Annotated in this window: 21 protein-coding genes; 3 read left to right on the top strand and 18 right to left on the bottom strand. The window is 37.8% G+C overall.

Annotation, left to right across the window (positions count from 1 at the left end; all coding sequences use genetic code 11):
* The first annotated feature begins 923 nt into the window (after positions 1-923).
* Together NST21_RS12985 and yppF are read left to right on the top strand one after the other, a co-directional pair.
* Positions 924-2213 carry an MFS transporter gene (locus tag NST21_RS12985; protein WP_057215545.1) on the top strand — a complete coding sequence of 430 codons (1290 nt, stop codon included), beginning with the start codon at positions 924-926 and terminating at the stop codon, positions 2211-2213.
* Positions 2214-2799: 586 nt separating this feature from the next.
* On the top strand, positions 2800-2982 hold the full coding sequence (yppF, locus tag NST21_RS12980) for a YppF family protein (protein ID WP_082527320.1): 183 nt from the start codon (positions 2800-2802) through the stop codon (positions 2980-2982).
* Between the two features lie 223 nt (positions 2983-3205).
* Here yppF and NST21_RS12975 read toward each other — a convergent pair whose 3' ends face one another.
* From NST21_RS12975 to NST21_RS12940, 8 genes are all read right to left on the bottom strand, one after another.
* Entirely contained in the window at positions 3206-4531 is a 1326-nt protein-coding gene (locus NST21_RS12975; RefSeq protein WP_053345919.1) for a GntT/GntP/DsdX family permease, read from the bottom strand.
* Between the two features lie 56 nt (positions 4532-4587).
* Complete coding sequence (locus NST21_RS12970; protein WP_340889473.1) at positions 4588-5310, bottom strand: GntR family transcriptional regulator; 723 nt, start codon at positions 5308-5310, stop codon at positions 4588-4590.
* A gap of 16 nt (positions 5311-5326) precedes the next feature.
* Positions 5327-6340, bottom strand: coding sequence for a sugar kinase (locus tag NST21_RS12965; RefSeq protein WP_340889472.1), 1014 nt, complete (start codon positions 6338-6340; stop codon positions 5327-5329).
* Positions 6333-7088, bottom strand: coding sequence for a 2-dehydro-3-deoxy-phosphogluconate aldolase (gene dagF / locus NST21_RS12960; RefSeq protein WP_201180728.1), 756 nt, complete (start codon positions 7086-7088; stop codon positions 6333-6335). The genes NST21_RS12965 and dagF overlap by 8 nt, the downstream gene beginning before the upstream one ends.
* Entirely contained in the window at positions 7085-8194 is a 1110-nt protein-coding gene (locus tag NST21_RS12955; protein ID WP_340889471.1) for a DgaE family pyridoxal phosphate-dependent ammonia lyase, read from the bottom strand. The genes dagF and NST21_RS12955 overlap by 4 nt, the downstream gene beginning before the upstream one ends.
* Entirely contained in the window at positions 8172-9275 is a 1104-nt protein-coding gene (locus NST21_RS12950) for an amidohydrolase/deacetylase family metallohydrolase (RefSeq protein WP_340889470.1), read from the bottom strand. Before NST21_RS12950 ends, NST21_RS12955 begins: the two co-directional genes overlap by 23 nt.
* A 703-nt stretch (positions 9276-9978) precedes the next feature.
* A complete protein-coding gene (locus NST21_RS12945; protein WP_340889469.1) occupies positions 9979-11577 on the bottom strand; it encodes a long-chain-fatty-acid--CoA ligase in 1599 nt (532 codons plus the stop codon).
* A gap of 591 nt (positions 11578-12168) precedes the next feature.
* Positions 12169-12615, bottom strand: coding sequence for a MarR family winged helix-turn-helix transcriptional regulator (locus NST21_RS12940; RefSeq protein WP_056519211.1), 447 nt, complete (start codon positions 12613-12615; stop codon positions 12169-12171).
* A 123-nt stretch (positions 12616-12738) separates the two neighbouring features.
* Here NST21_RS12940 and NST21_RS12935 point away from each other — a divergent pair, with 123 nt between their 5' ends.
* Positions 12739-13929 carry an MFS transporter gene (locus tag NST21_RS12935; protein WP_053345911.1) on the top strand — a complete coding sequence of 397 codons (1191 nt, stop codon included), beginning with the start codon at positions 12739-12741 and terminating at the stop codon, positions 13927-13929.
* A gap of 150 nt (positions 13930-14079) precedes the next feature.
* Here the strand turns inward: NST21_RS12935 and NST21_RS12930 are convergent, their stop codons facing one another.
* The 10 genes from NST21_RS12930 to murQ all read right to left on the bottom strand — a co-directional run bounded on the left by NST21_RS12930 (position 14080) and on the right by murQ (position 26640).
* Positions 14080-14748, bottom strand: coding sequence for a DNA alkylation repair protein (locus NST21_RS12930; protein WP_340889467.1), 669 nt, complete (start codon positions 14746-14748; stop codon positions 14080-14082).
* A gap of 265 nt (positions 14749-15013) precedes the next feature.
* Positions 15014-16057, bottom strand: coding sequence for an oxidoreductase (locus tag NST21_RS12925; protein ID WP_056519205.1), 1044 nt, complete (start codon positions 16055-16057; stop codon positions 15014-15016).
* A gap of 63 nt (positions 16058-16120) precedes the next feature.
* Positions 16121-16543, bottom strand: coding sequence for a DUF1801 domain-containing protein (locus tag NST21_RS12920; protein WP_340889466.1), 423 nt, complete (start codon positions 16541-16543; stop codon positions 16121-16123).
* Between the two features lie 575 nt (positions 16544-17118).
* Entirely contained in the window at positions 17119-18591 is a 1473-nt protein-coding gene (nagE, locus tag NST21_RS12915) for an N-acetylglucosamine-specific PTS transporter subunit IIBC (protein WP_340889465.1), read from the bottom strand.
* A gap of 181 nt (positions 18592-18772) precedes the next feature.
* Positions 18773-20011, bottom strand: coding sequence for an exo-beta-N-acetylmuramidase NamZ family protein (locus NST21_RS12910; protein ID WP_340889463.1), 1239 nt, complete (start codon positions 20009-20011; stop codon positions 18773-18775).
* A 12-nt stretch (positions 20012-20023) separates the two neighbouring features.
* Complete coding sequence (locus NST21_RS12905; RefSeq protein ID WP_340889461.1) at positions 20024-21979, bottom strand: glycoside hydrolase family 3 protein; 1956 nt, start codon at positions 21977-21979, stop codon at positions 20024-20026.
* Positions 21980-22431: 452 nt separating this feature from the next.
* The gene (locus tag NST21_RS12900) at positions 22432-23454 is read right to left on the bottom strand and encodes a MupG family TIM beta-alpha barrel fold protein (RefSeq protein WP_340889460.1); all 1023 of its coding nucleotides are present in this window, start codon (positions 23452-23454) and stop codon (positions 22432-22434) included.
* Positions 23451-24818 (bottom strand): PTS transporter subunit EIIC, encoded by a 1368-nt coding sequence (locus NST21_RS12895; RefSeq protein ID WP_340889458.1) that lies wholly within the window; start codon positions 24816-24818, stop codon positions 23451-23453. The genes NST21_RS12900 and NST21_RS12895 overlap by 4 nt, the downstream gene beginning before the upstream one ends.
* Positions 24819-24855: 37 nt before the next feature.
* The gene (locus tag NST21_RS12890; protein ID WP_340889456.1) at positions 24856-25713 is read right to left on the bottom strand and encodes a MurR/RpiR family transcriptional regulator; all 858 of its coding nucleotides are present in this window, start codon (positions 25711-25713) and stop codon (positions 24856-24858) included.
* Between the two features lie 12 nt (positions 25714-25725).
* Entirely contained in the window at positions 25726-26640 is a 915-nt protein-coding gene (gene murQ, locus NST21_RS12885; RefSeq protein WP_445670514.1) for an N-acetylmuramic acid 6-phosphate etherase, read from the bottom strand.
* Positions 26641-26745 lie beyond the last annotated feature (105 nt).

The raw sequence follows: 26745 nt of genomic DNA, 5'->3' as shown, positions 1-26745 counted from the left end.
CTAAAAATATAAATTTAATACACTGAAGGTAAAATATTGATTTAGTATTATCTAGTAACATTTTCTACTATTTAACTAATCATTTCCAGTAATAAATATTTCATATACAAAACATTATTAATATATGAATTATAGATTTTTCTTAATTTAAATTCAATATGAATAAATCAGAATTTTTCGATTTAAGTTTTAGTAACCTTTTTGGACGCAAAAAAGTCATATACACATTTCTAATTAGTCTCTGTTGTATCACCAAAAAAAATGGACAATACTAGTTTTTTTGTTTGGCAGTATTAATATCAGGGCAAGTAACTTCTTCCATTCAGGATGTTAATTCTTATGTACCTCGATAAATCCCTTAAAATCTTTCTCAGTGATTTCCTATAAATTGTTATGGTCTTTTTAAGATTTCAACTTTCTTCCTTAACAGAAAGTTTCCCTCTGCATGTTGACTAAGAAAGCACTCTTCTCCTACATCAATAGATGTTTTCTTACCTATATTCTCACGGTCCAAGAATTGCAATCCTTTCAAGTACAAATTAGAAAGACTTATTTTACCCATGGAAATAAACCGCTTACAAATCACGTGACTTTTTACTTTTTCAAATAAAAAACATCTTTATAAAAATGTTAAAATCACAAAAGTTTATTTATTCAAAAAATATAAAATTATTAAAATATTAAATTGACAATCAATTCTATTTATTTTATCGTTAAGAAAGTAAAACTTTGTTTTCCTAGCAAAACATCACCAGTGCATATCTATCTGTCAGTATTGTGGAGAAAGGCGGGATACAGCTCATTAAAGAGCAAATCAAAACTAGTACATATACAAAATTACTTTGATTTGGGCAACCGTAATTCACTTATACTCGATGGTAAGTGTTTTAAGCATGCTTAAAAATCGACAAGGAGATGGTATTATGTTAAATGGGCAAAAAAGATGGTTATATATTGCCGTTCCAATTTTTTTCTTTTGGTTTTTCGGACAAATTGATAAGGTTGGCATTTCCATCATTCAAACAGATCCAGAATTCTTGAATGCACTCGGTATGACAGGCGATGACAAAAATGCAAAGATCGGTCTTCTTTCTTTTGTATTCACCATTGCTTATGGAGTTTCAAATCTTTTTTGGGGCTTCATCATTGACAAATTAGGTGCCCGAAAAACAGCCATCGCCGGTTTATTCGTATGGACACTTACCATGATTGTGTCAGGCCTCGCTAATTCATATGAAATGTTTTTAGTAAGCCGCGTTATTCTTGGTTTTGGCGAAGGGATGATGATTCCTGTATCAGGTAAATTCATTTCTAGCTGGTTTAACAAACGCGAATTAGGACGTGCACAGGCATCATGGCTTACTGGAAACTATTTAGGACCGGCGATAGGAGCCATTGTATTGGTGCTTGTTATTTCCTCTCTCCACTGGCAAGCTGCTTTCTTTATGCTTGCGGCCTTCAACTTATTTATTAATATCCCGATGTTTATATTTATGACAAGAAATACACCAGAAGAGCACCCGCGAATTAGTAAAGAAGAACTGGCTTTCATCCGTCAATCCGATGATGAAGAAAAGGAAGGAAACTCCTCTGTGAATAAGAGTTTCACTCAGGATTATCGTTTCTGGATTGTCTGGTTTGGCATGCTTGTATGTTCTTTTCTTTTCTTCGGAATTAGTATTTGGCTCCCTACCTATCTTATCGAAGCTAAAGGATTCGAAAAAGAAGGGATGTCAAGCATTACTTCCCTCTCCTGGTTATTTGCTTTAGGATTTGTCCTAGCCTGCGGTTTTCTGGCCGACAAGACGAGGCGTCCAAGTTTAATGGCCTCGATTTTATTTTCAATGACAGCTGTCTTTTTGACAGTAGCAGTTTTCATCCCAAATCCAATTATTGCGGGGATTTGTATGGGACTGGCAATGGGATGCCAAGGCGGTGTGTTCCATCTAAGTAATATGCTCATGGTAAAATACTCAACACCCGAAACAGCAGGCCGGGCAGCTGGTCTGATAGGATTTACAAATATTATGGGTGGCTTTTCAAGCTATATCATGGGTTGGCTTCGTGACTTATCAGGCGGGGACTTCAGTACATCAATTGCGATGCTGATTTTTGCAGCTATTTTAGGTTTAGGTGCTTATATATTCTCAATCAAGAAGGAAGCAGCTGAACTTCATTTAACACCCTTGTCTGCACAAAAAATTCAAGTATAAAAAGAGGTCGGAGGCTCCTAGTCTCCGACCTCTTTCATAGATTTTCTAAACCCTGATATATCAAGGAGATTATTATCTTGAGCAGGAATATGTGCAATTGCACCAATATCCCTATTCTGTTATTTCATGAAGCTGCCCTAGTACTTTGAGTTTTCATACTCTTGTACCTTGGCAGCTTTCATTGTTAGGTTGATAGTACGCTTTAGAAAAGCAAATCAAATTTTTGCACTTCTCTTCAAAGTACAATCTCAGAGTTTGAACCGACATTGCATCTAAACCGCTTGCCAGGCTGCTGTTGGATGATGTTAATATGGCCCAAGAAAAGGAAAAAAAAATCGTTAATATAAGCCGTTTGCTTTCTCTACTTCACTTCCAAAAAGAAAAAAGTAATCGAAATCATCATCTTTTAATAATGACTGCTTACCCTACTTAGAGTAACTCTATATCTTCTTAATCCATAATTTTATGGGGAATATTTTTGTATAAAAATGTCGATAGTTAAAATATTCAAAAAATGATAATTCCTTAATTACCCATGTTATATTGTTAATGAAAAAATACTAATCAAGAAATGTAAGGTGAGTGTGTGACAATTGAAGTTTTAATACTCCATTATATTCAGGAAAAACGTCAAAAACCTAGCCATGCAAATGAATTATTAGATTATATTCAGCAAGAATATGTGAGCGGTAAGTTGTCAATTTTTCAATATAGAAGTCTCTGTCAGGATTTATACTTTCGAGGGGCAAAACAAACTAACTCTGTATGAACCTTTCCACTAAATCAAAAATTGAACTAAAGGTTACTTCCACTTCAATGCTAAGACTTCCAGTCGAGAAACGTTTTCTGTTATTTATAATGCCCTTAGCTTATAACATGGATGAATCGAATTCGCAAAGTAGCAATAAAAGATCCGAAATTTTCATCAAAAAACCTCCGTGATATGTCCTTGTACTAGACGTTTCACGGAGGAGGTTAAGTTTTAATAGGCTTTAAATAAATATATCTAATATTAAAACCAGACCAAATGCTACAAAAGAAAGTATGGTTTCCATTACTGTCCATGTTTTGAACGTTTCTTTTACGGTTAATCCAAGATATTCTTTTACTAACCAGAAACCTGCGTCATTAACATGAGAAAACATAAGTGATCCAGCCCCTGTGGCAATAACAAGTAATTCTAAGTTAACACCCGTCATATTGGCAACAACTGGAGAAACAATTCCGGCTGCAGTTGTCAAAGCGACTGTTGCAGATCCAGTGGCAATCCGAATTAATCCCGCCACCAAGAACGCTAGGACAATTGGTGATAATGATATTACTTCAGACATGGAAGCAATTGCAGTCCCTACTCCACTATCAATTAAAATTTGTTTGAATCCGCCACCGGCACCGATAATAAGTATTATGGAGGCTAATGGCAATAAACATTCTTCTGTTAGTTTTTTAATTAACGATTTGTCCATCCCTTGTCGGTATCCTAAGAAATAGTAGGCTGCAAAACAAGAAATTAATAAGGCTATGACCGGGCTCCCGATAAACAATAAGAATTTTTCAATGTAACCCGGTAGTGGTAAATACGGTGCAACCACTGTTAATACCATTAATAATACAGGTAAAAGGATGATAAAGAACGAAACTCCAGTCCCAGGTAAACCACTTGACTTTGTTTCTACTCGGATTAATTCCGGTTCTCCCACAGGAATAACCCGTTTATGAATCCATTTTGCGAATAAAGGACCAGCAATTATAGCTGTTGGGAATGCGATGATTAATGAGTAAAGTAATACGTGTCCCATGTTTGCATTATATATGCCTATAGCCGTCATGGCTCCCGGATGTGGGGGTACCAAACCATGGACAATCGATAAACCAGCTAATACTGGAATACCAATTAATAAGATGTTCACTTTGGTTGATTTACGAATGGAAATGACTAAAGGTAGCAATATTACTAAACCAACTTCAAAAAATACCGGAATACCGATAATGAACCCAGAGAGAAGCATAGCCCATGGGAGATTCTTCACACCGAATTTATTAATGAAGAAGTCTGCTACCTGCATACCAGCTCCTGAGTCCGACATCATCTTTCCTAAGATGGTACCCAATGCCAAGATACCAATAAGATGACCGAGGACAGCACCGACACCCGTTTCATAAGCACCTACAATCTTGTCCATAGGCAACCCTGAAAAAACTGCTAAAAATAAACTGGCTACAGTTAAGCTTATGAATGCATGCCATTTCCACCATGATACTCCCAAAATAACAATTACGATTGCTATCAGCGTGATTCCTAATAAATATAGATCCATATATTCTCCCCATCCCTAAGAAATCGCTTACAATCAAACCAATACAATAAACAGAATTATTGTATTGGCTCGTTATAGGTCACAATATAGTTCTGTTTAGCCGTATTGTAATACCCTTCACTATATTCCATTACATTACCGTCTCCATCACTAGAAATCCGGATCCTCTTTAGTACTGCTCTGTCTTTTTCCATTTTCAGTGTTTCACAAATGTGATTAGGAGGAATAGCAACGGCAAACTCGTCTCTAAATGTTTCAAGTTTAATGTTTTGATCTTCCAAAAAACCATACAATGAATTTATCCGAATTTCTTTTAAATCTTCTTCGTTTATGTCCAATAAAATATAATGTGTAAAGTAAATATACGGTTCATTGTCCAATAAGTATATTCGCTCAATCTGAATGCAATTTTCTCCAAATAAAGGATAGAGGTCTGACTCTGAAGATAATTCAATCTTCCTTACGCTTAGCACTTTTTTTATAATGTAGTGACCTTCCTCAACTAATAACTCTGTGAAGCGTTTTCCTTTGGAAAGCCTCACAATCGAAGCATTCGCGATTACCTTTGTTCCTTTACCGCTTTTCTTTTCAACATAGCCTTCTTGAACAAGTTCTTTAATTGCGTTGCGTATAGTAATTTTACTCACATTAAATTCTTCTTCTAATTGAGGCTCGGAGGGAATGTTTGTGTTGATAGCATAAACACCATGTAAAATACGATCCTTCAATATTTCTTTTATTTGTAAATACAATGGTCCTTTTTTTCTATTCACATTCATTCCTTATCTCCTACCCTTATCTCTTTATATCTTCCATTTCCCCTGCCATAGCTGACAGTATCTCATTTTCCGTTGACATTGGGGTATCCCCGACAATCGTGCATGCCAACATTCCCGCTGCCGCTGCAAACCGGACAGTTTTCTCAGGTGAAAAGCCTGCCAATTCGCCATGTAAGATCCCGCTGGTATAAGCATCACCTGCACCAATTCTATCATATACAGAAAAAGAGTTGTTTTCAGAAAAGTAAAACGTTTGATCTTTATACATGTACCCGCGTAAAGAATGGGTATTGTCACTATTAATCGAACGATGAGTGCCAGCTATCGAGTGAATATTGAAGGTTTTAGCAACTTTTGGAATTAGCTCTCTAAGCTGTTCTTCTCTTGAGGTACTTACTGCCTCCATTCCTAAAATATATATGGCATCTTTTTCATTCATCATGACAATATCAGACAACGCAAGCATTTCTTCATAATGAGATTTTGCTTTATTGTAACCACCCTCCCATAAGGAGGGGCGGTAATTACAATCGAAACAAACTATTCCGCCTTTTTCTTTTACTTTTTTAGCAAGCACTTTCATACTTTCACGCACATTATCCGCCATAGCAAGGGTAATCCCACAAAAGTGGATGATATCTGTATTTTCTGCAATCACTTCAATATCATAATCAGACAATGACGCTGTATTAAAGCTGCTTTCCAAACGATTGGAGTAGGTGACACGGCTCGTTCGTTGTCCAAAGCCATTTTCCAAAAAGTACATTCCCAAGTATTTGCCGCCTCTAGTAATGAAATTCCGGCTTATTCCTAAGCGTTGCAAGGAAGAAATCGCTGCATCTCCTAGAGGATTATCAGGTAGTTTTGTAACAAGGTATCCATCATGCCCAAGCTTAGTCATCGCAGAAGCAACGTTAACTCCTGTGCCTGAAAAAGAGTATTGTAAGGTGTTAGCCTGTGTCAGTAATTCATATCCTGGCACCTGCAAACGCATCATCACTTCACCGAAAGCTACAATCTGTTTACGCATGTCTATCAACCAATTTTTTTGTTATGGCTAATAATTTCCGTACATCCTCCTCATTTGTTTTTCCAGTCTCTTTATTAATAATAGAAGAATAGATATGAGGAATAACTTTAGGCACTTTTGCTTCTAATGCGATTTCTAATATAGTCTCAAAATTATTTAAATCAATACCACCAGTTGGTTCTAAAGCAAATCCTTCTTCACCACAAGCTTTTGCTACCGCACGATACTCTTCTTCATGCTTTAGCCCTTTCATCGGGAAGTATTTCAATGCATTTCCTCCCATATCACGGACTAAGGCAATTGCAGCTTTGATAGGTACAATCGCAAGATCACTAGCTTCAGCACTTACAGGGCCGGTAGAGATATTAACGTAACCTACTTTACCTGTTGGGGAAACCAGGGAATTTATCCAACTATCTTTCTCTCCTAAATTGGCCCTTGTCGCAGCTACGGCAGGGAAGACTTGATTAATATGACTACCAGGGTAGTATTTAGCAATTTCAGCAACGACGGCTGCCTGCTTATTATCCCCAGCACCTAATCCAATCGAAACAGCTTCATCAATAGCAGCCCCGTATTCCTTCATCGCTGTAACACTAGCCTCTACAGTAGGATAATCTTTCGAAAGTACCCCAACTAATACATGCCCTTCGGCAGCTTCAAAAACTTCTACTGCATTTTCTACACTATTAGCAAGAACATTTAAAGCTACACGATTATTTAGAAAACGTTTGTTTATGTTAGTCATTCTTTGTTTCCTCCTAAGATGGCTTTTAATTGAGCTTCAATGACGTATATATCATCACCTTGCAAAGGTCGTGGATCAATATCGAAAAAGCCCTGGCGAACTCCGTAATCACGGGTATAAATAGCAATAACTCCATTTTTCAGCTTATCATTAACTTCCTTCGCTGTTGTATCCGTAATCACAGGATTAATATGAATGCGTGCTCTATAGATTGCTCGTCCAGCTTCATCCTGTACAATCACTACTTTTACACCGTCAATTGATTCAAGTGATGTGAGAACTTGTAAACTAGCTTTTTCTTTTTCACTATTGTCTGTTTTGATAAAATACTCATCCAATGCCTGAAGCAATCCAAATGTTGTTTCCTTACCGACCTTCATACTCCGTCCGATACAGTGTAATTGAACCTTTAACCATTCGATATATTTTTTCTTCCCAGCAACGATACCTGATGTCGGACCCTCAATCGCTTTAGATCCGCTATAAATGGCTAAATCCGAAAACTTTACGTATTTTTCCAAATCTTCTTCCGCCGCAGCATCAACGATTAGTGGTACGTTGTTCGCTTTGGCCACTTCCCAGGCTTCTTCAACTGAAATCATATTTTTTTGAACAGCATGATGTGATTTTACGAATAAAATGGCCGCTGTATTTTCATTAATGGCATCCGCAATATGCTCTGCCTTCCCTTCATTTGCATACCCTACTTCAACCAATTTTCCTCCACCCAGGTAAATCATGGTTTCTACCGGCGCCCCATACTGAACGTTATGGCCTTTCAGCATAATGACTTCATTCTTTTGAATAGGTTCTTGATGAAGTCTTTCGCTTTTCCTTCTGTTTCCTTCCGTTACGATAGCGGCTACTGAAAGGGCAATTCCGCTTGATGCTGAGTTTACGACAACCGCTGCTTCAGATTGAAGCAATTGCGCAATATGTTGTCCTGCCTTATCAACCAAATCTGAGATTTCAACGTAATTTTGACCACCAGTTTTCATGGCATCCATTACGGTATCTGTAGGGGCAGAAACTCCTAATATGCTCATTCTTCCGCTTGCATTAATAACTCTTTTCAAACCATATTTAGCATTCAATGAATTCTCCATTTATAACCACTCCTTTTACATCAACTCTTTGTTCTGCTACTCGCTTTTCGCCCTCGGAATCCAGTAAAGGGGTCGATTCATTCTCAATTGAGAATAATGTGAGGTTCGCGATATCTCCCTCAGAAATCCTTCCCAGCTCTGGTTTCTTTAACCACTCTGCTGCATTAATAGTAACCGCATCAATTACCTCTTTTAGCGGATATCCCAAATACAAAAATTTAGAAAGAACATTTGCCATACTAAAAACAGGGCCATTCAATCGATTTCTCCGGTATATATCCGTACTAATTGTATTGAAGTGGATACCACACTTTTTCGCAGTTTCTGCTGTTGAGAAAGAAAAACTTGCAGTTCCGTGACCAACATCCAAATGAACACCCCTTTCAATAGCCTGACTGAACTCAGGTAGAGGCTTTCCTATATCATCAAATAAATTATTGGCTTTCCCATTTAAGTAATGTGTAATAATGTCTTTTTCCTCAAGTAAATCAAGGACCTCGTTTATATTAGGTGGTCCTGAACCGATATGGACCATAAGAGGTAAATTAGTATCTGCAGAAAATTTTCTAGCAATTTTTAATGGTTCAACACCATTTGTACCAACCACACTTTTACTAATTCTTGCTTTAAGACCTATAATAAAGTCTCTATTTTCAGCAATGGCCTTTTTTAATTCTTCTTCGTTTAGCCAAGATATATCTGATAACTCATCGATTCGCTTCAATCCGATTCGTGAAATATTTAGGAAGGCGAATACATTCGTTTTCGAATTTTTACAACTACTAACCAAGTCTGGTAAGCGGTCTGCTCCAGTACTGCCAGCATCTATAATCGTTGTTACACCTGTTTTATAACCAATCTCGTCAACATCATCTCCATACGGATCGAATTCGGGAAAGGCATGTACATGCATATCAATCCAGCCGCTGGAAACAAATACTTTGTGTTTGTAGTCCATTACTTTTTCGCCGATTCCAGTTCCGGGCGGAACAATTTCTACAATTTTTCTATTTTCCAATATGATATCTGCAGCATTTCCCTCTACCATTTTTACATTTTGTAGTACGAACCTACCTGTCATTTCACTCATCCTTTTCGGTACGCCCTAAAGATTGTTAAATAGCGATTTTGTATACGTTTACAACTCTTATAAGTAGTTATTCATTTCACTTAACAAAAATAGATTATCACATTTTTCTGGATTAATCAATATAACGTTATAATGTTTAGTTTTATATTTTTTGGGGGCATTTTCAAGTTCTAATTATGCGTAAGTTGCTGCCTGAAAATACTTAAAAAAATTTTTTTCTCTTAAACATAGGTCCCTAGCTATAAGGGGACATTATTAATAATAATTAGCTAGTAAGGAATAACGAAGGTTTGACAGGGCTTTTTAATGCAGAAGGAAGTTTAATCCCATAAACAGTGAAAACCACATATTTGTTTAAACTGATGGAGCTAAATACAAATTTGTGGTTTAAGCCATTGTTGGCCTCCTTAACTTAACCATTTACTTTGCTGACGTTTTTTCAATTCCAGCCTTATGAAAAACTGAGTTTCCCCCAACGCAAGAAAAAAATTTCAATGTACCCATTCTATTTATTTCATGGAATGTGAATGAAATTTCTAAAATGTTAGATTAGGGTGTCTTAACAGGTCTTAAAAGCACTAAAAAAGGATCTTCAATTAGAAGATCCTTTTAGAACGCCATATTACATACAAAAATCTTGTATTTACAAACAGTTGATAATAACCGTTTATCTGAAAAACAAGTGAGAAAGCCTTTAATTTACCTTCTTCGATCCTTTCCAATGTATTTCTCTCAAACGATATTTTTGCAGTTTTCCAGTTGCTGTTTTTGGTAAAGATTCCACAAATTCTACTAATCTAGGTGCTTTAAAGTGAGCCATTTGAGACCGGCAGTAATTAATAACTTCTTCTTCAGTCACATTCGCATTGGAATGCAGCACAATGATTGCCTTAGGAGTTTCTCCCCATTTCTCATCTGGAACGGCAATAACAGCCACTTCTAATACATCTGGATGTTTATACAACACCCCTTCAACCTCTGTAGAAGAAATATTTTCTCCTCCGGAAATGATTAAATCCTTAGCCCTGTCCTGTATTTCAATATATCCATCAGGATAGGTTACTGCCAAATCCCCAGTATAAAACCATCCACCTCTAATTGCTTCGGCAGTCTTTTCCGGATCCTTGTAATATCCATCCATCACAACATTGCCGCGGGTAATGATTTCTCCTAATTCCTTCCCATCCCAAGCGACTTCTTCTCCATCTTGATTAACAACCTTTGTTTCCCCGTTAAAAACCAATTCTATTCCTTGTCTTGCCTTAATTGTTGCTTGTTCGTCAAGCGATTTAGATTCAAATTCATCCTTCCACTCGTTATAAAGAATGAAAGGTGAAGTTTCTGTTAATCCATACACATGGATCATATTTAAACCAAGAATATCTTGTGCTTTATGAATAAGAGCCGCAGCTGGAGGAGCACCAGCTGTCGCCATACGTGGACGCATCTTGATATTGGTTTCTTTTGCTTTCGGATCATTCACAAGCATATTGACGACAGTAGGTGCTCCACATAACAATGTAATATTTTGATTTTCAAATAAGTCCAGAATAAGAGGAGGATCAACTTTTCTTAAACATATATGAGTACCACCAGCAGCCGTAATCGCCCAAACACCACCCCACCCATTTGCGTGAAACATTGGTAAGGTATGAAGATACACATCATCATGTTTTACTCCAAGATGATACATGAAATTTGCAGCGTTAATGTAATTTCCACGATGAGTTAACATAACCCCTTTTGGTTTTGAAGTCGTTCCACTCGTATAATTTAAAGTCAGAAGCTGATTTTCATCGATTACAACCTCTGGCTGTGCTTCAAAATCAAAATCTTTAGCTTGTTGAATAAAGTTCTCATAATCTATACCATTTAAAGATGTCTTATGCCCTGTGACAGATACCATAATGATTTTATCCAAGGCAAGTTTATGAACGATCTTCTCAATCGGAGCAATAAATTCTTCATCGGCGATTAACATTTTTGAATCACTGTGACTGATAATATACTCCAGGTCCTCAGCTGAGAGACGGTAATTCAAAGGCACCATTACCGCACCCATTTGACAAATACCATAGAAGCATTCCAACATATAATGAGTGTTTGGCAACATCACTGCAACATGGTCACCTTCTTCTATACCTGCTTTATTTAAAGCCATAGAAAGTTGATCTACTCGCTGCCCAAATTCCTTATATGTAAACTCCTTCTCTTCATCAATGACAGCCACTTTATGCGGATAATATTTCACCGCCCTACGCTTCCAGTCCATTGGGGTTAATGGGGAAAACATCATAAACAACTCCTTTTTTTAACATTTCTTTTATTTGAATATTTGTAAAATTCAGTATACTTACCTCTACTAGTTTCGTCAATGTTCTAATTAAGAAATGTCTCCCGACAAAACAAAAAAATTATCTCCATAAATAGTTAGCCACTCACTTCAAATCAGTAAACATTTAAAGAGAATCTTATACTAGTTTTTTCTATTTGAAAGCTTACTAACAAAACAATTTATAAGGGATTCTTTTCTATATTGCTACAATAGGCTTAATAGTAAAAAAATTCTTAGAGGTAACAGATTATGAGTCTGCAAGGAGAAGTTTCAGTTGTAAATAGAAACAGATGAGAGGTGAAGAAGAGTCTAGAGGTTTTTTGTTTTAAATGTTTGTCTACTCGATGTAAACAATGGATTGATCGCCGATTATCCGCTTTCATCTCATAGAATAGTTAAAGCAGTGAGATTATTGCGAAATTCACTGCTTTTATAGTGGTTTTTCTTGTACAAATCTTTAGATGATGATGACATCAAGTTGACTACTCTTGCATAATATTGGTCAGTTGAGGCTCCTAAAAAACCATTCAACTTTCCTCTGACTTTTTTCTATAGGTTGTTCTCTATACGTGACGACACATGTTCGGTTAGTTTTCCCACGATTTGTTTAAGTCGTTGGGTTTCTTCTTCATTTAATACACTATAAAAATCTTGAAAAATATTTGCGAAGCACTTATTGATAGAATGATAGGTTTCTCTACCAGATGCGGTGGATTTAATATAAACGACACGTCGATCATCCTCACTGTGAACTCTTTCAATTAGATTCTTCCGTTCAAGCCGGTCAATTAACGCTGTCCCAGCTGCAGGCTTAATTTTCAAATGATTTGAAACATTTTTAACAGCTATGGATTCCTTTATGACAATTAATTGTAATGCGTGATATTGCACGGAAGTTAAATCGTATTTAACTAATAACGGCTCAATTAATTCCTGTGAGAGACTACTAAGCTCTTTAATCGCATTATGTAAATTATATAATTCACTCGAATACATATTAGACAATCCTTTCTTATTGACAACTATCTATCTAAAACTATAACATAATTAACGTGTCAAAAAATTAACCATGCGAATTAAATTGGTTATTGATATTTAAAAGAGAAAGAGAGGCTGTTTATGTCAGCAGAACAACGTAAAAAGATAATTATCCTTATGATCAATATGTTTATTGCAATAGGAAGCTTCGGTATTATTATTCCAATCTTACCTGCATACCTGGCTTCCATTAATCAAGGTGGAACTGCTGCTGGGCTAATGATTGCCATTTTCGCAGGTGCCCAACTTATCTTTTCGCCAATTGCCGGAAAATGGACTGATCAATTTGGTCGTAGAAAAATGATTATATATGGATTAATTGGTTTGACTATTTCCATGTTTATTTTTTATGCTGTTAATTCCATTTGGTTACTGTATGCTTCTCGGGTTGTCGGTGGGGTTGGGGCTGCTTTGCTTGTACCAGCAATATTTGCTTATGTTGCTGATATCACCACTTTCGATCAACGGGCTAAAGGCAATAGTTTAGTATCTGCTGCCATGTCCCTAGGGATTGTTGTTGGCCCAGGAATTGGTGGATTTTTAGCTGACTTTGGCTTAAAATTTCCATTTTTGATTTCTGCGCTAGTATCACTCGTCGCAGTAATATTTTCTATTTTTGTTTTAAAGGAAAGCGAAACGAAACAAGCTTCACAAGCTATGGACATGGCAAATAACGAATCGATGGTTCGCAAAATTGCCTTGTCTGTGAAAATGCCCTATTTCATTCCTCTTATCATTACACTTGTGATGAGCTTTGGATTAATGGCATATGAATCTGTTATCGGCCTTTATCTTGACAATCAATTTAATTCAACACCTAAGGACATCGCAACAATGGTTACAGCTACTGGTATCGTCAGCGTAATCGTTCAACTCTTTGTTGTCGACCGGATTGTTCGTCGTTTTGGGGAGGTAAGTGTGCTAATTATCTTTATTAGCGTCGCAGCAATAGGATTCCTTCTTTCACTTTTTGCTTCAAGTTACCTGATTTTCTTTGGAATCTCTCTCATCATCTTCCTTTCTACCTCCATCCTTCGACCAGTCTTAAACACACTGATTTCTAAGATGGCGGGGAATGAGCAGGGATTTGCGATGGGTATGAATAATGCATATATGAGCATTGGAAATGTGCTTGGACCCACTCTTGCCGGAATGATGTATGATGTTCAAATTACCTATCCTTTCATTTTAGGCCTCTTACTCTTGATCCTAACTTTAATGATTACAATGGCTTGGCAAAAGAAATCCCTTCATGCGAAGGCATTATCGTAGAGCTACGATAAAAGATAATGTATATATTTTTAACAATACCCCGAATAGTAGCAACTATTCGGGGTATTGTTAAATTTATTAGATATTATTGAAAATAAGGGAAGCTACTCACCTTTGAAGTCTCTCTTTATTATTCAAAAATATCCCATTTCAAGTTAGATGTTTTAGCGCTTCTCTCTTGCTAAGAGGTTTTAATTGGTGATTTAAAACAAATGATTTCACGCTCTCGGGGTTAGTTTTTGCATATTCACGCAACACCCAACCAATTGCCTTTTGAACAAAGAATTCATCGTTATTTGCTCGTCTTATTATGTAACGGAATAGACGTTCTTCATCCGTTCCGCCTTTGTAGTGTAGTTGATATAATATCGCTGATCTTTGCAACCAAATATTCTCATCTTCAATCCACAAATCGGAGTATTGAGAAATGAGTTTAGGATAAGTTGAAAACATATAGCCCATGATATGAGGAGAAAGTACATCTACTGTATCCCACCATGACTTACTTACAATCAAATTGACTAACCAAGGCATATCCTCAGGGCAGAGGTTCTTTTTTTCCTTTTCAAGAATATCAAGGGCTGCCTTTTGGTATTCCCTTTCTGGGCGGTCCCAAAGCATAAGAATGATATCTTTACGATTACTTTCCGTTGGCAATCCGTGTTCTTTCAGAAACTGTTTAGTTAATTTTCGACGAATAGGGGATCGAATCCCTAAAAATTCAAATTGGTTCCTCAAATATTTTTTAGACCAATCTGCATATTCCACATCAGTGTGTTTTGAATATACATTAACCAGTTCTTGAATATAAGAATTCATAAATACCTCCATAATTTAATACACTTTGAAAAATGTTCCCCAATATTGATTTCCATTCATGTAACTTTATCGTGATATGTAAGGACCACTAGGAAATTAAAACCCTTGGAACTAACACTAACCTAAAGTTCCTGCTTTATCGACAGCAGTAAAAAGCAACCTGTTTATTCCGTTTGGAAAAACAAGGCTGCCTATTATTTTAATCTTCTCATTTCATTTTGATGCAAAAAGAGGAAAAAAGAATTCATTGGGACAACAAAGTATTTCAATTAACATATATAGCTTTTTTCCCTTGACTGCTTTCCAGCGCTGCATCAATGATCTTAATGACGGATAGCCCCTCTTCCGATGTGACAGGAGCCTTTTTCCCCTCAAATATACTTTCTGCAATTTCTTTATAATATGTTAAATAAGATCCATGTAAAGTTTGTATTGTTTCATGTTTCTCTTTTTCCCCATCAATCGTAACCAACTGACCATAGAATTGCGGATTATCTGCACCCCAAGAGTTATCTATAGGCTTTTTCCCCTCACTTAGCGCAGCCTCTTGTCCATCAAGCCCGTATTTAATAAAAGTTCCTTTACTTCCATGTACCTGAAACCGCGGTCCATTAATCGGAACGATTGACCCTGAATGCAATATCACTCGCAGCTTTTCGTACCCTAAAATAACATGGAAATAATCATCCGTTTCTGCATTCTCTCTTTGCGCAAAAACATCTGCCCATACGAATTGTGGCCAACCAAATAAATGTAAGGCTTGATCAATTAGATGTGAGCCTAAATCATATAGCATGCCAGCTCCTGGACCCTGCTTTTCTCTCCACCTATCTCTAACCACTGGTCTGAAGCGATCATAATGGACCTGATATGTATTGATTTCTCCAAGTACACCATCATTCATAAGTTTTTTAATTGTCAAAAAATCATTATCCCATCTTCTGTTATGATAGATACTTAAAAGAAGCTCCTTTTCCTCAGCAATCTGTATGAGCTCCTCTGCCTCCCATGTTTCTACTACCATCGGCTTTTCCAAGATAACATGTTTTCCAGCAAGTAAACTTTGTTTAGCCATTTCATAATGCAAACCGCTTGGTGTCGTAATAACTACTAAATCAATCGCTGCATCTTCTAAAACTTCTTCTAAGCTACTTACTACTGCCACGTGCTTCAAATCCTGCTGCACTTTTTCCTTTTTAGAGCTTACTACTTTCGCTATTTCAAATTGCTCTAAAACACTTAGCAAAGGCGCGTGAAATGTAGCACCTGAAAGGCCGTATCCAACTATACCCACTTTAATTTTTCTCATTTTGCTTCCTCTCACTTTCTTGATCTTCTAAAACAATTAAAGGATCATCCACATTCTTTCACTCTAATTATTCGGATAGGTTTCTCTCAAAAATTTTACAGATTGGTTAATTAACTCTTTTAAAACATTAAGATCAATATCTGCTACTTTATTTATGTAAACACAACTTTTTCCGGAAGTATGTTTTCCAAAGCCCTTTAATAATTCCTCTCGTTTTGTGTCACCCGTAGCAAAATATAAACTGATTTTTGCTTTTCGAGGTGAAAAACCTACAAGAGGAGCATCACCTTCATGACCAGATTCATATTTATAATGATATGTACCGAATCCAATAATACTCGGTCCCCACATCTTTGCTATAAAACCTGTCGTTTCAGTAAAAATATCTAATAATTGATATGCATCCTCACGCTTTTTGGGGCTGTCGACATTTTCAATAAACTCGATAACACTGCTGTCAGTTTCTTTGGTTTTTGGTTGGTACATTAGAATCTCTCCTATACTAAGGGATTTAAATATATATTTTACAAAGATAACATATGCTTAAAATTCAGATCATTTGATAAGCACAATTGCATTTGTTTTAGCAGGTATATTTATGTATTCACCAGGCTTATGGGTGCGGTATAAGGACGTGGAGGTTATATCTGAAGCCATCTTTAGCTGAAAATTACGCAAGAGAATGAATAAAGAATTCTTTCAAATGATTTTATGTGAGATTAAATTATTTAATCTCTTAATTTATTCTCCGAACGTCATCCAATACCCTCCAAACAAATATCCTTAATATATTATAGAACATTGATTTGTTTTATTCTAATTTCTACCCAGTATTCATTAATAAAGCCAAAATAAATGTTTTTTGATCAAAGTGTACTCAGGCTTGATAATTCGTTACTATAACGCTTTCTATAATAATCTAAAACGATCAGGTATGGAACGGGATCTCATTCCTGATCGTTGAGTATAATCCTTGTCTAATAATCTCGCAAGTAAACTAGTTGTTCTTGCAGTTCTAGATGAAAGATGAAGGATTACTCGAACAACTAATAATGGGAGCTCTATGGTCTACGAATCTTTTCAATTTCATCCGCTACGAATTGTACCTGCGTTCCCACAACGACTTGAATGCTATGTGGACCAACGATATTGATTCCCGCGACTCCTGTGGATTTAATTTTATTTTGATCAACTGCTCCCATATTCTTCACTTCTACTCTCAAACGGGTTATACAGTTGTCAACAGACGTTACGTTAGCGTCTCCACCTAAGCCTTCATAAATCTCAGCAGCCATCCCAAAGAATTTACTTCCTGTTGACTCAGCATGGTTGCTTGCATTTGCCTCTACTCCTCCACCATTAAGTTCTTCATCTGTATCATCCTCCCTCCCTGGAGTCATTAAGTTAAACTTTGCGATCAAGAAGCGGAATAAGAAATAGTAAATGACAGCGAAAGCTAACCCTTGAAGAAGGAGCATATAAGGTTCATTTGCTAATGGCAATCTTGAACTTAAAACAAAGTCAACAAAGCCTGCACTAAAACCAAAGCCTGCTGTCCATTGGAAAGATGCAGCAATGGCTAACGAAATACCTGTTAATAAAGCATGAACAACAAAAAGTGCAGGTGCTACAAACATGAAGGCAAATTCAAGAGGTTCTGTAACTCCTGTAAAAAATGAAGCAAATCCTGCAGCGAGCATTAATGACGCCACTTGTTTTTTCTTCTTAGATTTTGCTGAGTGGTACATAGCAAGTGCCGCGGCAGGCAATCCGAACATCATGACAGGGAAGAATCCGGCTTGATACATGCCTGTAGTTCCTTTTGTTCCAGTTCCTGCCCAGAAATTACCGATATCGTTAAGCCCAATTACATCAAACCAGAACACGGAGTTTAATGCATGATGTAAACCCGTTGGTATCAATAACCGATTGAAGAATCCATAAAGTCCTGCACCTGCAGCACCTAATCCACTTATCGCTTCACCGAAATTAACTAACCAAGAGTATATGAGCGGCCATACAAAAAATAATATAAGGGAAACGAGTAACATAATAACCGCAGTCAGTATGGGGACCAGCCGTTTACCACTAAAGAAAGCGAGGGCATCCGGCAGCTCGACCTTACTAAACCGATTATACATAGCAGCAGCTATAAGGCCCGAGAGAATTCCGACAAATTGATTTTCTATATTCTCAAATGCTGGATTTACACTTTCTACATCAATACCTTGCAGCATAGCTACTGATTCTGTGGCAAGCAATGTCGTTACGACTAGATAGGCTACCAGCCCACTCAAAGCGGCTGATCCATCTTTTCCTTTCGACATCCCCAATGCAACCCCGACAGCAAACAAGATAGACATATTGCCAATGATGGAAGAACCAGCTTTAATTAAGAAAGCCGCTATCGGACTTCCCTCTCCCCATCCTGCTGGATCTATCCAATAACCAATCCCCATTAAAATGGCAGCTGCCGGCAATACGGCTACTGGCAACATCAATGAACGGCCAATTTTTTGAAGATATTTTTTCATCCCACTTTCCCCCTGACAGTTATTAATTTAGGATAACCCTATACACCTATTAGACAGCGGTTTCTTCTTTTTTAGAACTTCTTTTCTTTTATAAACTGTCTATTTCTAGGAAATTCTTAACGTTATACCCCTGTAATTTAAAAAAAGAAAAGTCCTTACAGACTTTTCTAAGTTCCTCCGGTTATTTATAGAGTAAATACTGTGCGCGAACCTTTTTAAAAGTATCCTGCTCTGGCTGATATTCTTTCATAATTTCATTCACAGATGAGCCTTCTTTAATCATTGTTCTCACCCAGTCATTTCCTATTAATAGACTGAAATTATTGGCTGCGAGAAATTCGAAATCATCTGGATAAAGATCATGAATGGTCTTGATGATGTGCAGTCCAGTTGGTACAGCCCTAAATTCATCACGATCGGTTACATAGATTTCAACTCCATGGCTAAGTTTACCTGCATACTTTGAAAACGAAGGTGTAAAAGAGGCAGCCCTAAATTTCACACCGGGCAAACGTAGTCCATTTAATTTTCCCGCAAGTTCATCGCTGTTGATATACGGTGCACCGATTAATTCGAATGGCTTAGTCGTCCCTCTGCCTTCCGAGACATTTGTTCCCTCAATTAACCCTGTAGCTGGATATACAAATGTAGTTGACACTGTTGGCATATTTGGCGATGGCAAGACAAATGGTAGCCCAGTTTCGTCATAATCCATCGAGCGCTTCCAGCCTTTCATTTTAATGACCTTTAAATCTGCACCAATTTTAAACTCTTTATTAAACAATGTAGCGAGTTCGCCGACTGTCATCCCATGTTTAAGCGGAATCGGATACAAACCAACAAATGATGAGAATTCCGGTTCAAGTACTGGTCCATCTACTGATATCCCCCCTTGCGGATTCGGCCTGTCTAACACGATAAACGGGATGTTATTTTCTTTCGCGGCTTCCATTGCATAGGCCATCGTATAAATATAGGTGTAATAACGCGTTCCGACATCTTGGATATCAAAGACAAGAGCCTCTACACCTTCTAACATTTCAGGCGTTGGCTTTTTAGTTTTACCGTACAAGCTATAAACGGGCAATCCTGTTTTTTCATCTATATAAAATTCAACGCTTGCCCCTGCCTGGGCATCTCCACGAACCCCATGTTCAGGTCCATATAACGCAGTTAATTCAATATCCGGATCGTCATAAAGCAGATCAACGATGCTCGTTAATTTGGAATCGATTCCTGTTGGATTTGTAATCAACCCCACCTTTTTTCCTTTAAGTACATCCTTCTCATCTTTTAAAAGGACTTCAATACCAGGCCTGACCTTTTGTTTTTTCTTTTCCTTATCGGCAGTAACACTTTTAGAGGAAACTATACTAAAGGCCAACAGACAAATGGTGAATATAATAAGAATTCTTTTCATTGTGTTTCCCCTCTACTTTTTAATAGGCTTGCCAGATTTAATATCTAATCCATACCCAAATTTATATAGGCTTTCGGATGGTTTTGTCACGGATGGAATATCTACTGGCAACGTCCCCCTCGGTTTTGATTCTCCAAAGATCGTCGCGATGCCTGCCGGTATATTCGGCTGCCTATACCGCCCATTTGAATATCCTTTAAATCCGTATACAGCCATCACGGCTTTTGCTTCTTCAAAATTGGCAACATCATAAGGGTTTCTTACACTCATTAACACAAACCCTTTATCTTTTTTCTGTGCATATTTCATTGCCGCTCTTGGAAAGGCTGTTGCCCACTTCCTTGAATCTTGAATACTGTCATCAATCACTCCATCATTTACAGCCGGATCGTTTTTTACAATATATGAACCAGTAATGACATAGTCGGCTTCATCAATGAGTCTTGCCACTTCACTAGTGAATGACTTTTCTGAAAAACTCATACCTGTTACTTGGACTTTCTTTATCCTCTTTTGATCAACTAATTCATTGATGCTCCTTGACATAGATTCAACCTGATCGGCAAAAGGAGCAAGAACTAAAATATTTTCATTTTTCTTAGGTTTGAAGGGCAATGTTTTATCTTCATTTTTCAAAAGAGTGATTGCATCTTCCGCGATTTTCCTTTCTTTTTTCAAATGATTTTTATTACCGACCACTTGAAGAGCCCTTAATATTTTTTTATCAATTGGGGTGTCGGCAGCGACTTTTCCCGGCTTTAGAATCCCTCTTTTCACTTTTAGCTCAAGTATTCTTGTTACAGAACGATTGACTTGATCAAGCGGAATTTCACCACTTTCCACGGCTTCCTTCACTGCGTCGAATACAGAGGTTATATTCTTTTCCATTTGAAGCGAGTTTACTTGTGCAGGCATCAATGCAATATCTACACCCGATTTCAAGGCCAAAACAACAGCATCTTCTTGTCCAAAATTGTCCGCAATGGCTTTCATATTCAATGCATCTGTAACCACTACGCCCTCAAATCCCATTTCTTCACGTAAAAGACCAGTAATGACCTTCTGTGACAGTGTTGCCGGGACCATAATTTCTTGTCCGTCTTTTTTACTGATATAAGTAGTATCATCGAATGTGGGAAATTGAACATGTGCGGTCATCATCATATCTACTCCAGCATCGATTGCCTTTTGGAAAGGAACTAACTCGATTGAACGTAAGCGCTCTTTATTATGCGAGACAAGGGGAAGACCATAATGACTATCAACCGCCGTATCTCCATGACCAGGGAAATGCTTAGTCGTTGCTATCATATTCTGACTTTGCAATCCTTTTATGGTTTGAATCCCAAGTTTTGATACAAGATCTGGATCAGAACTGAAAGAACGGACGCCAATAACTGGATTTCCAGGGTTATTATTGACATCAACAGCCGGTCCAAAATTTACATTTATACCAAGAGAGGACAATTCCTTGCCGATGATTTCTCCAGACTGATAGGCGTAATTCTTATTTCTAGTTGCACCCAGCGCCATATTTCCCGGAAGATTCGTTCCTGTTTGAAGGCGAGTTACGATTCCTCCTTCCTGATCAATAGTTATAAATAGTGGAAGGTCCTTGCTCGCATTCTGTAAACCATCTGTCAGCCGTACCGTTTGCTCGGTATCTACAACATTTTCAGCAAACAAGATCACTCCGCCTAAATGATATTTTTCAATGATGCTTGCAACTTCTGAGTTCATTTCTATAAAACCTGTTGATTTGCTTTCTCCTTGTTCTTGCCAATTACGAAAATCTGGCATGAGCATTTGACCGACTTTCTCCTCAATGGACATATTTTCTACGGTTGTCTGAACATCCGGCACTGGTTTTTTTTCTTCCGCAAACTCCCTTGCTGATGTAATTCCACCAAGAGTGGATAAAGCCAAGGAAAAAGCTAACCCAGCAGGTGCCCATATATTTTTATTCATTTTGGCATCCTCCTTTTTACTTTTTAATCTCAAAAGGCTTTCTTAGCAGTAGTAGGTAAAAAGGTTCCCAAGAGCTTTAATCAATATCTGTCTAAAGAAGTCAGTGAATCGTCATCTATCTTCAATGCTTCTTAAGTGTGTGATGATGTGTACTAAATGTTGTTAGCGGTATGATCGTTTTTTACAAATTTCCACACTCTTATGACAATAAAGGCAGCACCTTGAAATCCCAGTAGCCACCTTTTTCAATTTCTCATTCACTTTTTTATTTTCCAAGGAAAATCCAGCTCTTTTTCTGGGATCTTAGCTTTCTTAATGACAGAAAATCCTCTTGTTGTATCGTTAGTTGCTAATTAACATTTCGTGGGCAAGGGCTTTTAGTTCGTGAGTGTAATAGAGTGTAAGAACTGAAGTGAGTGAAATGATCACCTATTTTCTGTGTATTTCTAAATCTATATATATAATTCTTCACATTGTAGGTTTACGGATTGACCAGATTCCAGAAGTGCTAACAAAGGAAGATCTTCCTCTATAACTAGCCCTATCACATTGACTCGATGATTTGCTTCTAAATCTCGCTTGCAAATTTGGACCTCTCCCCGATATCGCCCATATGCATCATTGTCCATCGTAATGGAACCAAGGCAGCGTTCGACAGTATTTTGCGGCTTAACCTGTGTTGTGACACGGGTATGTTGTAGCCGATACACATCCCTTGAAACATCTGGCCGCAAATCGTAAATACCGCTTTGCAAAACGGAAGACTTCGCGCGAATAGATAGAATATTCCGATTATCGAAGGCGGATAGGTTCTCAATCAAATCGTTTTCCACACCTTGATCTCCAATATATACTCCATTCACATGCTGAAACAGTTCAACTCCGGCAGCAAAAGGATTCATAAACCTGTGTTTTTCAAGCGTCGGAAGGCCATCATGAAGGGGGCCTCGCTTACTTCCTGAACCCGGGATAAATGCAACAATAGGTATCCCATATTTCTTGAACATTCGATTTTGATTTTGAAAGAATTCTTCCTCGAGACCCGTTTCACGCCTTGGATAGAAGTTATGCCAGGCTATGAGTCTATCAGGTTTTATTCCGCTCCCAAGTACGGCCATTAGTTCATCTTCCTTTAACGTACTTGCGTTTAGTGAAAGAGAAAATACCTCAGATAAAGAGCTTATCGTTTCATAGTCAAACCCATCATCCAAGCGAATTCCCTTAACCCCTAATAACGATAAATCCTCAAAATTGCTAATTCCCAAATGATTAAGCGTGTTTAATGAGACATCTGCATGGGTTTCCATTTCATATGACTCTACAAGCTTTAATAGTTCAACCATTCTTTGTGCGTGATCACCTTTTTCTTCAGGAATATGAAGCGAGGTAAATGCTCGCTTCACACCTAAGTTTGCTGCATGAATGATTTGTGTTTCTGCATCTGGGTCTTGTAGATAAAAAGAGATTCCAATCACTTGAATTCAACCGCCATTTCATCTTTAAATCCAAATAAGTACGTAAAAATAAATCCTGCTGCGTAGGAAATGAATAACCCTGCCAAGAAAAGCACAATTTGGTTTGGATGAACTAAAAAGGTAAGTGGTAATCCAGATACACCGATTGCAGTGGTCGCAATTCCGAAGTGAGCTTGAAATGCGCCTCCTACCCCTGCCCCTAGACATGCCGTTAAGAAAGGACGACCGAGTGGTAATGTCACTCCAAATATAAGAGGTTCGCCGATACCAAGCATTCCTGATGGAAGACCTCCACCTATCGCTCGCTTTAGGCTTGCTTTCTTCGTTTTGAAATAGATGGCAAATGCCGCACCTACTTGGCCGGCTCCACCCATTGCCAAAATGGGAAGCAGAGGATCGTCTCCAATCGCGTTGATCAATTCAAGATGAACAGGTGTTAAACCTTGATGCAGACCAGTTATGACTAGCGGTAGGAATGTTGCTCCAAGCACAAATCCAGCTACAACTCCACCGAAATCTAATATATTTAATAAACCTGTTGTAATCGTATCCGATAAAAATCCTCCTACCGGCATAAATACAATGTAAGTGACTATCCCTGTAATAAGTAAAGAGATGGTTGGAGTCAACATTATATCCAGTGATTGAGGAATGAATTTCCTTACCTGCTTTTCTACCAATGCTATAAAAATCGCGGCAAAAAGGACTCCAATTAACCCTCCACGTCCTGGGAGCAAGTTTTCACCAAACAATGAAATGTCGCCTACTGCCGGGTTGATAACCAAGATACCAGCCAGTGCACCAAGTGCAGGTGATCCCCCGTATTCCTTTGCCGCATTCGTCCCAACTAAAATCCCAAGGTAAGCAAATAATCCAGATCCGATAACAGTTAATATAATGGCTAATTGTGAATCTCCCGCAAGCCAGCCCGCTTGAACGACCGCTTTTGTAATCCCTGTAATCAGGCCTGAAGCTACTAATGCAGGAATTAACGGAATAAAGATACTCGCAATTCTACGTAAAAATAGTTTAAAAGGTTTTGCATTTTTCCTTTCAATCTCTGATTTGTTCTTGGAAGCAGTTTCTTTTAAATTAAAATCTTCAGAAGATGCGAGAAGCTTTTCAAATTCAGCGTACACCTTGTTCACTACTCCTGGACCTAGAACGATTTGAATCGTTTCTTCTTCGATGACACCAAGAACGCCTTCCGTTTTTTTAATTTCATCCATGTTTACTTTTGAACGATCGATTGGTGATACCCGCAGCCTGGTCATACAATGTGCAGATCCTGCAACATTTGATGCCCCACCTAACTTTTCTAATAATTCTCGTGCTAAATCGGCGTACTTATCCCCCTTGCCCATTCAAAAGCCCCCTTTGTCAAAATCTCCAAATGAATGTTCATTTATAATGATCTGTCATCGATTGGATGGCTGCCCGTGTGTTATCAATATATTGGACAGTCTCTTCGTACTGTTCTGACGCCATTCCTAAAAATAAAATATCAATCATATATAACTGTGCCAATCGGGAAGATGTTGCAGCACTTCTAAACGGAGCTTCATTTGAAAAGGATGTATACAGCGAAGCGTCACACAAAGAAGATACCGTTGTTTGACCAAAATGAGTCAGGCCGATCGTTTTGACTCCTCGATCTTTAGCAAGTTTTAATATATTGACAACTTCAGGTGTTTCTCCTGAGAATGAAATAGCAAAAACGATATCATTTTCATCCGCATTGGCAATCAAAGTTGCAACTAAATGCATGTCAGTAAAGGCAGTTGCCCCTTTGTTGATTCGAAGCAGTTTTTGCTGAGCATCTGCGGCAACAATATTCGAAGCCCCCACTCCACAAAAGTGAACTGTTTTAGCGTTCAGCAGCAATTTAATTGCATTTTTGAGATTATCGTGATCGATAATATCAGAAGTGTCACGAATAATCTGAATCGTATTACTGGTTGTTTTTTCAACAATCCGATACAGTGATTCTGAAGGCTCAATATCTCGGTAACCCTGTTCAACAGACTTCATTAAATCCCCAGCAATCCTCATTTTCAAATCTTGAAATCCTTTCAAACCGAGAGATTTGCACAACCTTATCACAGCAGCCCCGCTTGTATGAGCAGAAGTGCTCAACTCCTGTACAGTGCTGTTCACTACCTCATGAGGATTCTGTAGGATATATTCTGCTAGTTTTTGTTCTGATTGTGGAAGCTTGCTTAGCATCGTCTGTATAATGGATAATCCTCCAGTAGCCATTGCTTTCTCTCCTTAATCCACGCGCATCGAGATGGCTTTTCTGACATCTCCATCCGCTTTTTCTAGTAACTCCGTTGCTTGACCATAAGTTGTTGAAGTCTTTATCATTACAATCGCTGGTTTAACCTGATTATTCGCCTTATCGAGCATTTTCATCGCAATATCATATTCAACATTCGTGACAGTTTGTATAATGCTTATTGCACGATCCTTTAGTTTTTGATTGCTTACATTTACATCTACCATCAGATTTTCATACACTTTTCCCATTCTAATCATGGTAGCTGTTGAGATCATATTAAGTACCATTTTATGTGCAGTTGCCGCTTTCATTCTCGTAGACCCCGTTAAAACTTCAGGTCCGACCTCAACTTCAATTCCAATATTAGCGACTTCCGTGATGATGGAGTTTTTATTGCACGATAAAGCCACCGTTTTTGCTCCTACCATTCTTGCATATTGTAAAGCTCCTTTCACATAAGGAGTACGACCGCTTGCTGCAATGCCGATAACCGTATCATTAGCTGTAAGATCCACGTTTGTTAAATCGCTTTCCCCAAACTCTTCTTTATCCTCTGCTCCTTCAATTGCTCGAACAAATGCCTTTTCCCCTCCAGCCATTATTCCCAGCACCTTATCCGGTGATGTGCTGAAGGTCGGTGGACATTCCACTGCATCAAGAACACCAAGTCTACCGCTCGTTCCAGCCCCAATGTAGATGAGTCTTCCTCCTTTCATTAACGATTCATAAGCAAATTCAACCGCCGTTTTAATATTTGATAAAACCTCCTGTACGGCTACTGCCACTTTTAAATCTTCGTTGTTAATAGCAGTAATAATTTCCAGTGTATTTACACTGTCGATGTTCATGGTCCCTTCATTGCGTAATTCAGTCGTTAATGACCGCAGTCGTTCTTCCATAGACAAATAAATCCTCCTATTATCAATTACTTAAATATAATTTCAATTTATACTCAATTATCTTGAAATTATATTTTATATTATATTAAATGGCAGCGCTTTCATTACTAA

This window comes from Peribacillus sp. FSL K6-1552 (assembly GCF_038005205.1).
GTDB lineage: Bacteria > Bacillota > Bacilli > Bacillales > DSM-1321 > Peribacillus > Peribacillus butanolivorans.
Note: the sequence above shows the minus strand (reverse complement) of the source record. Positions and strands in the feature narration are given on the sequence as shown.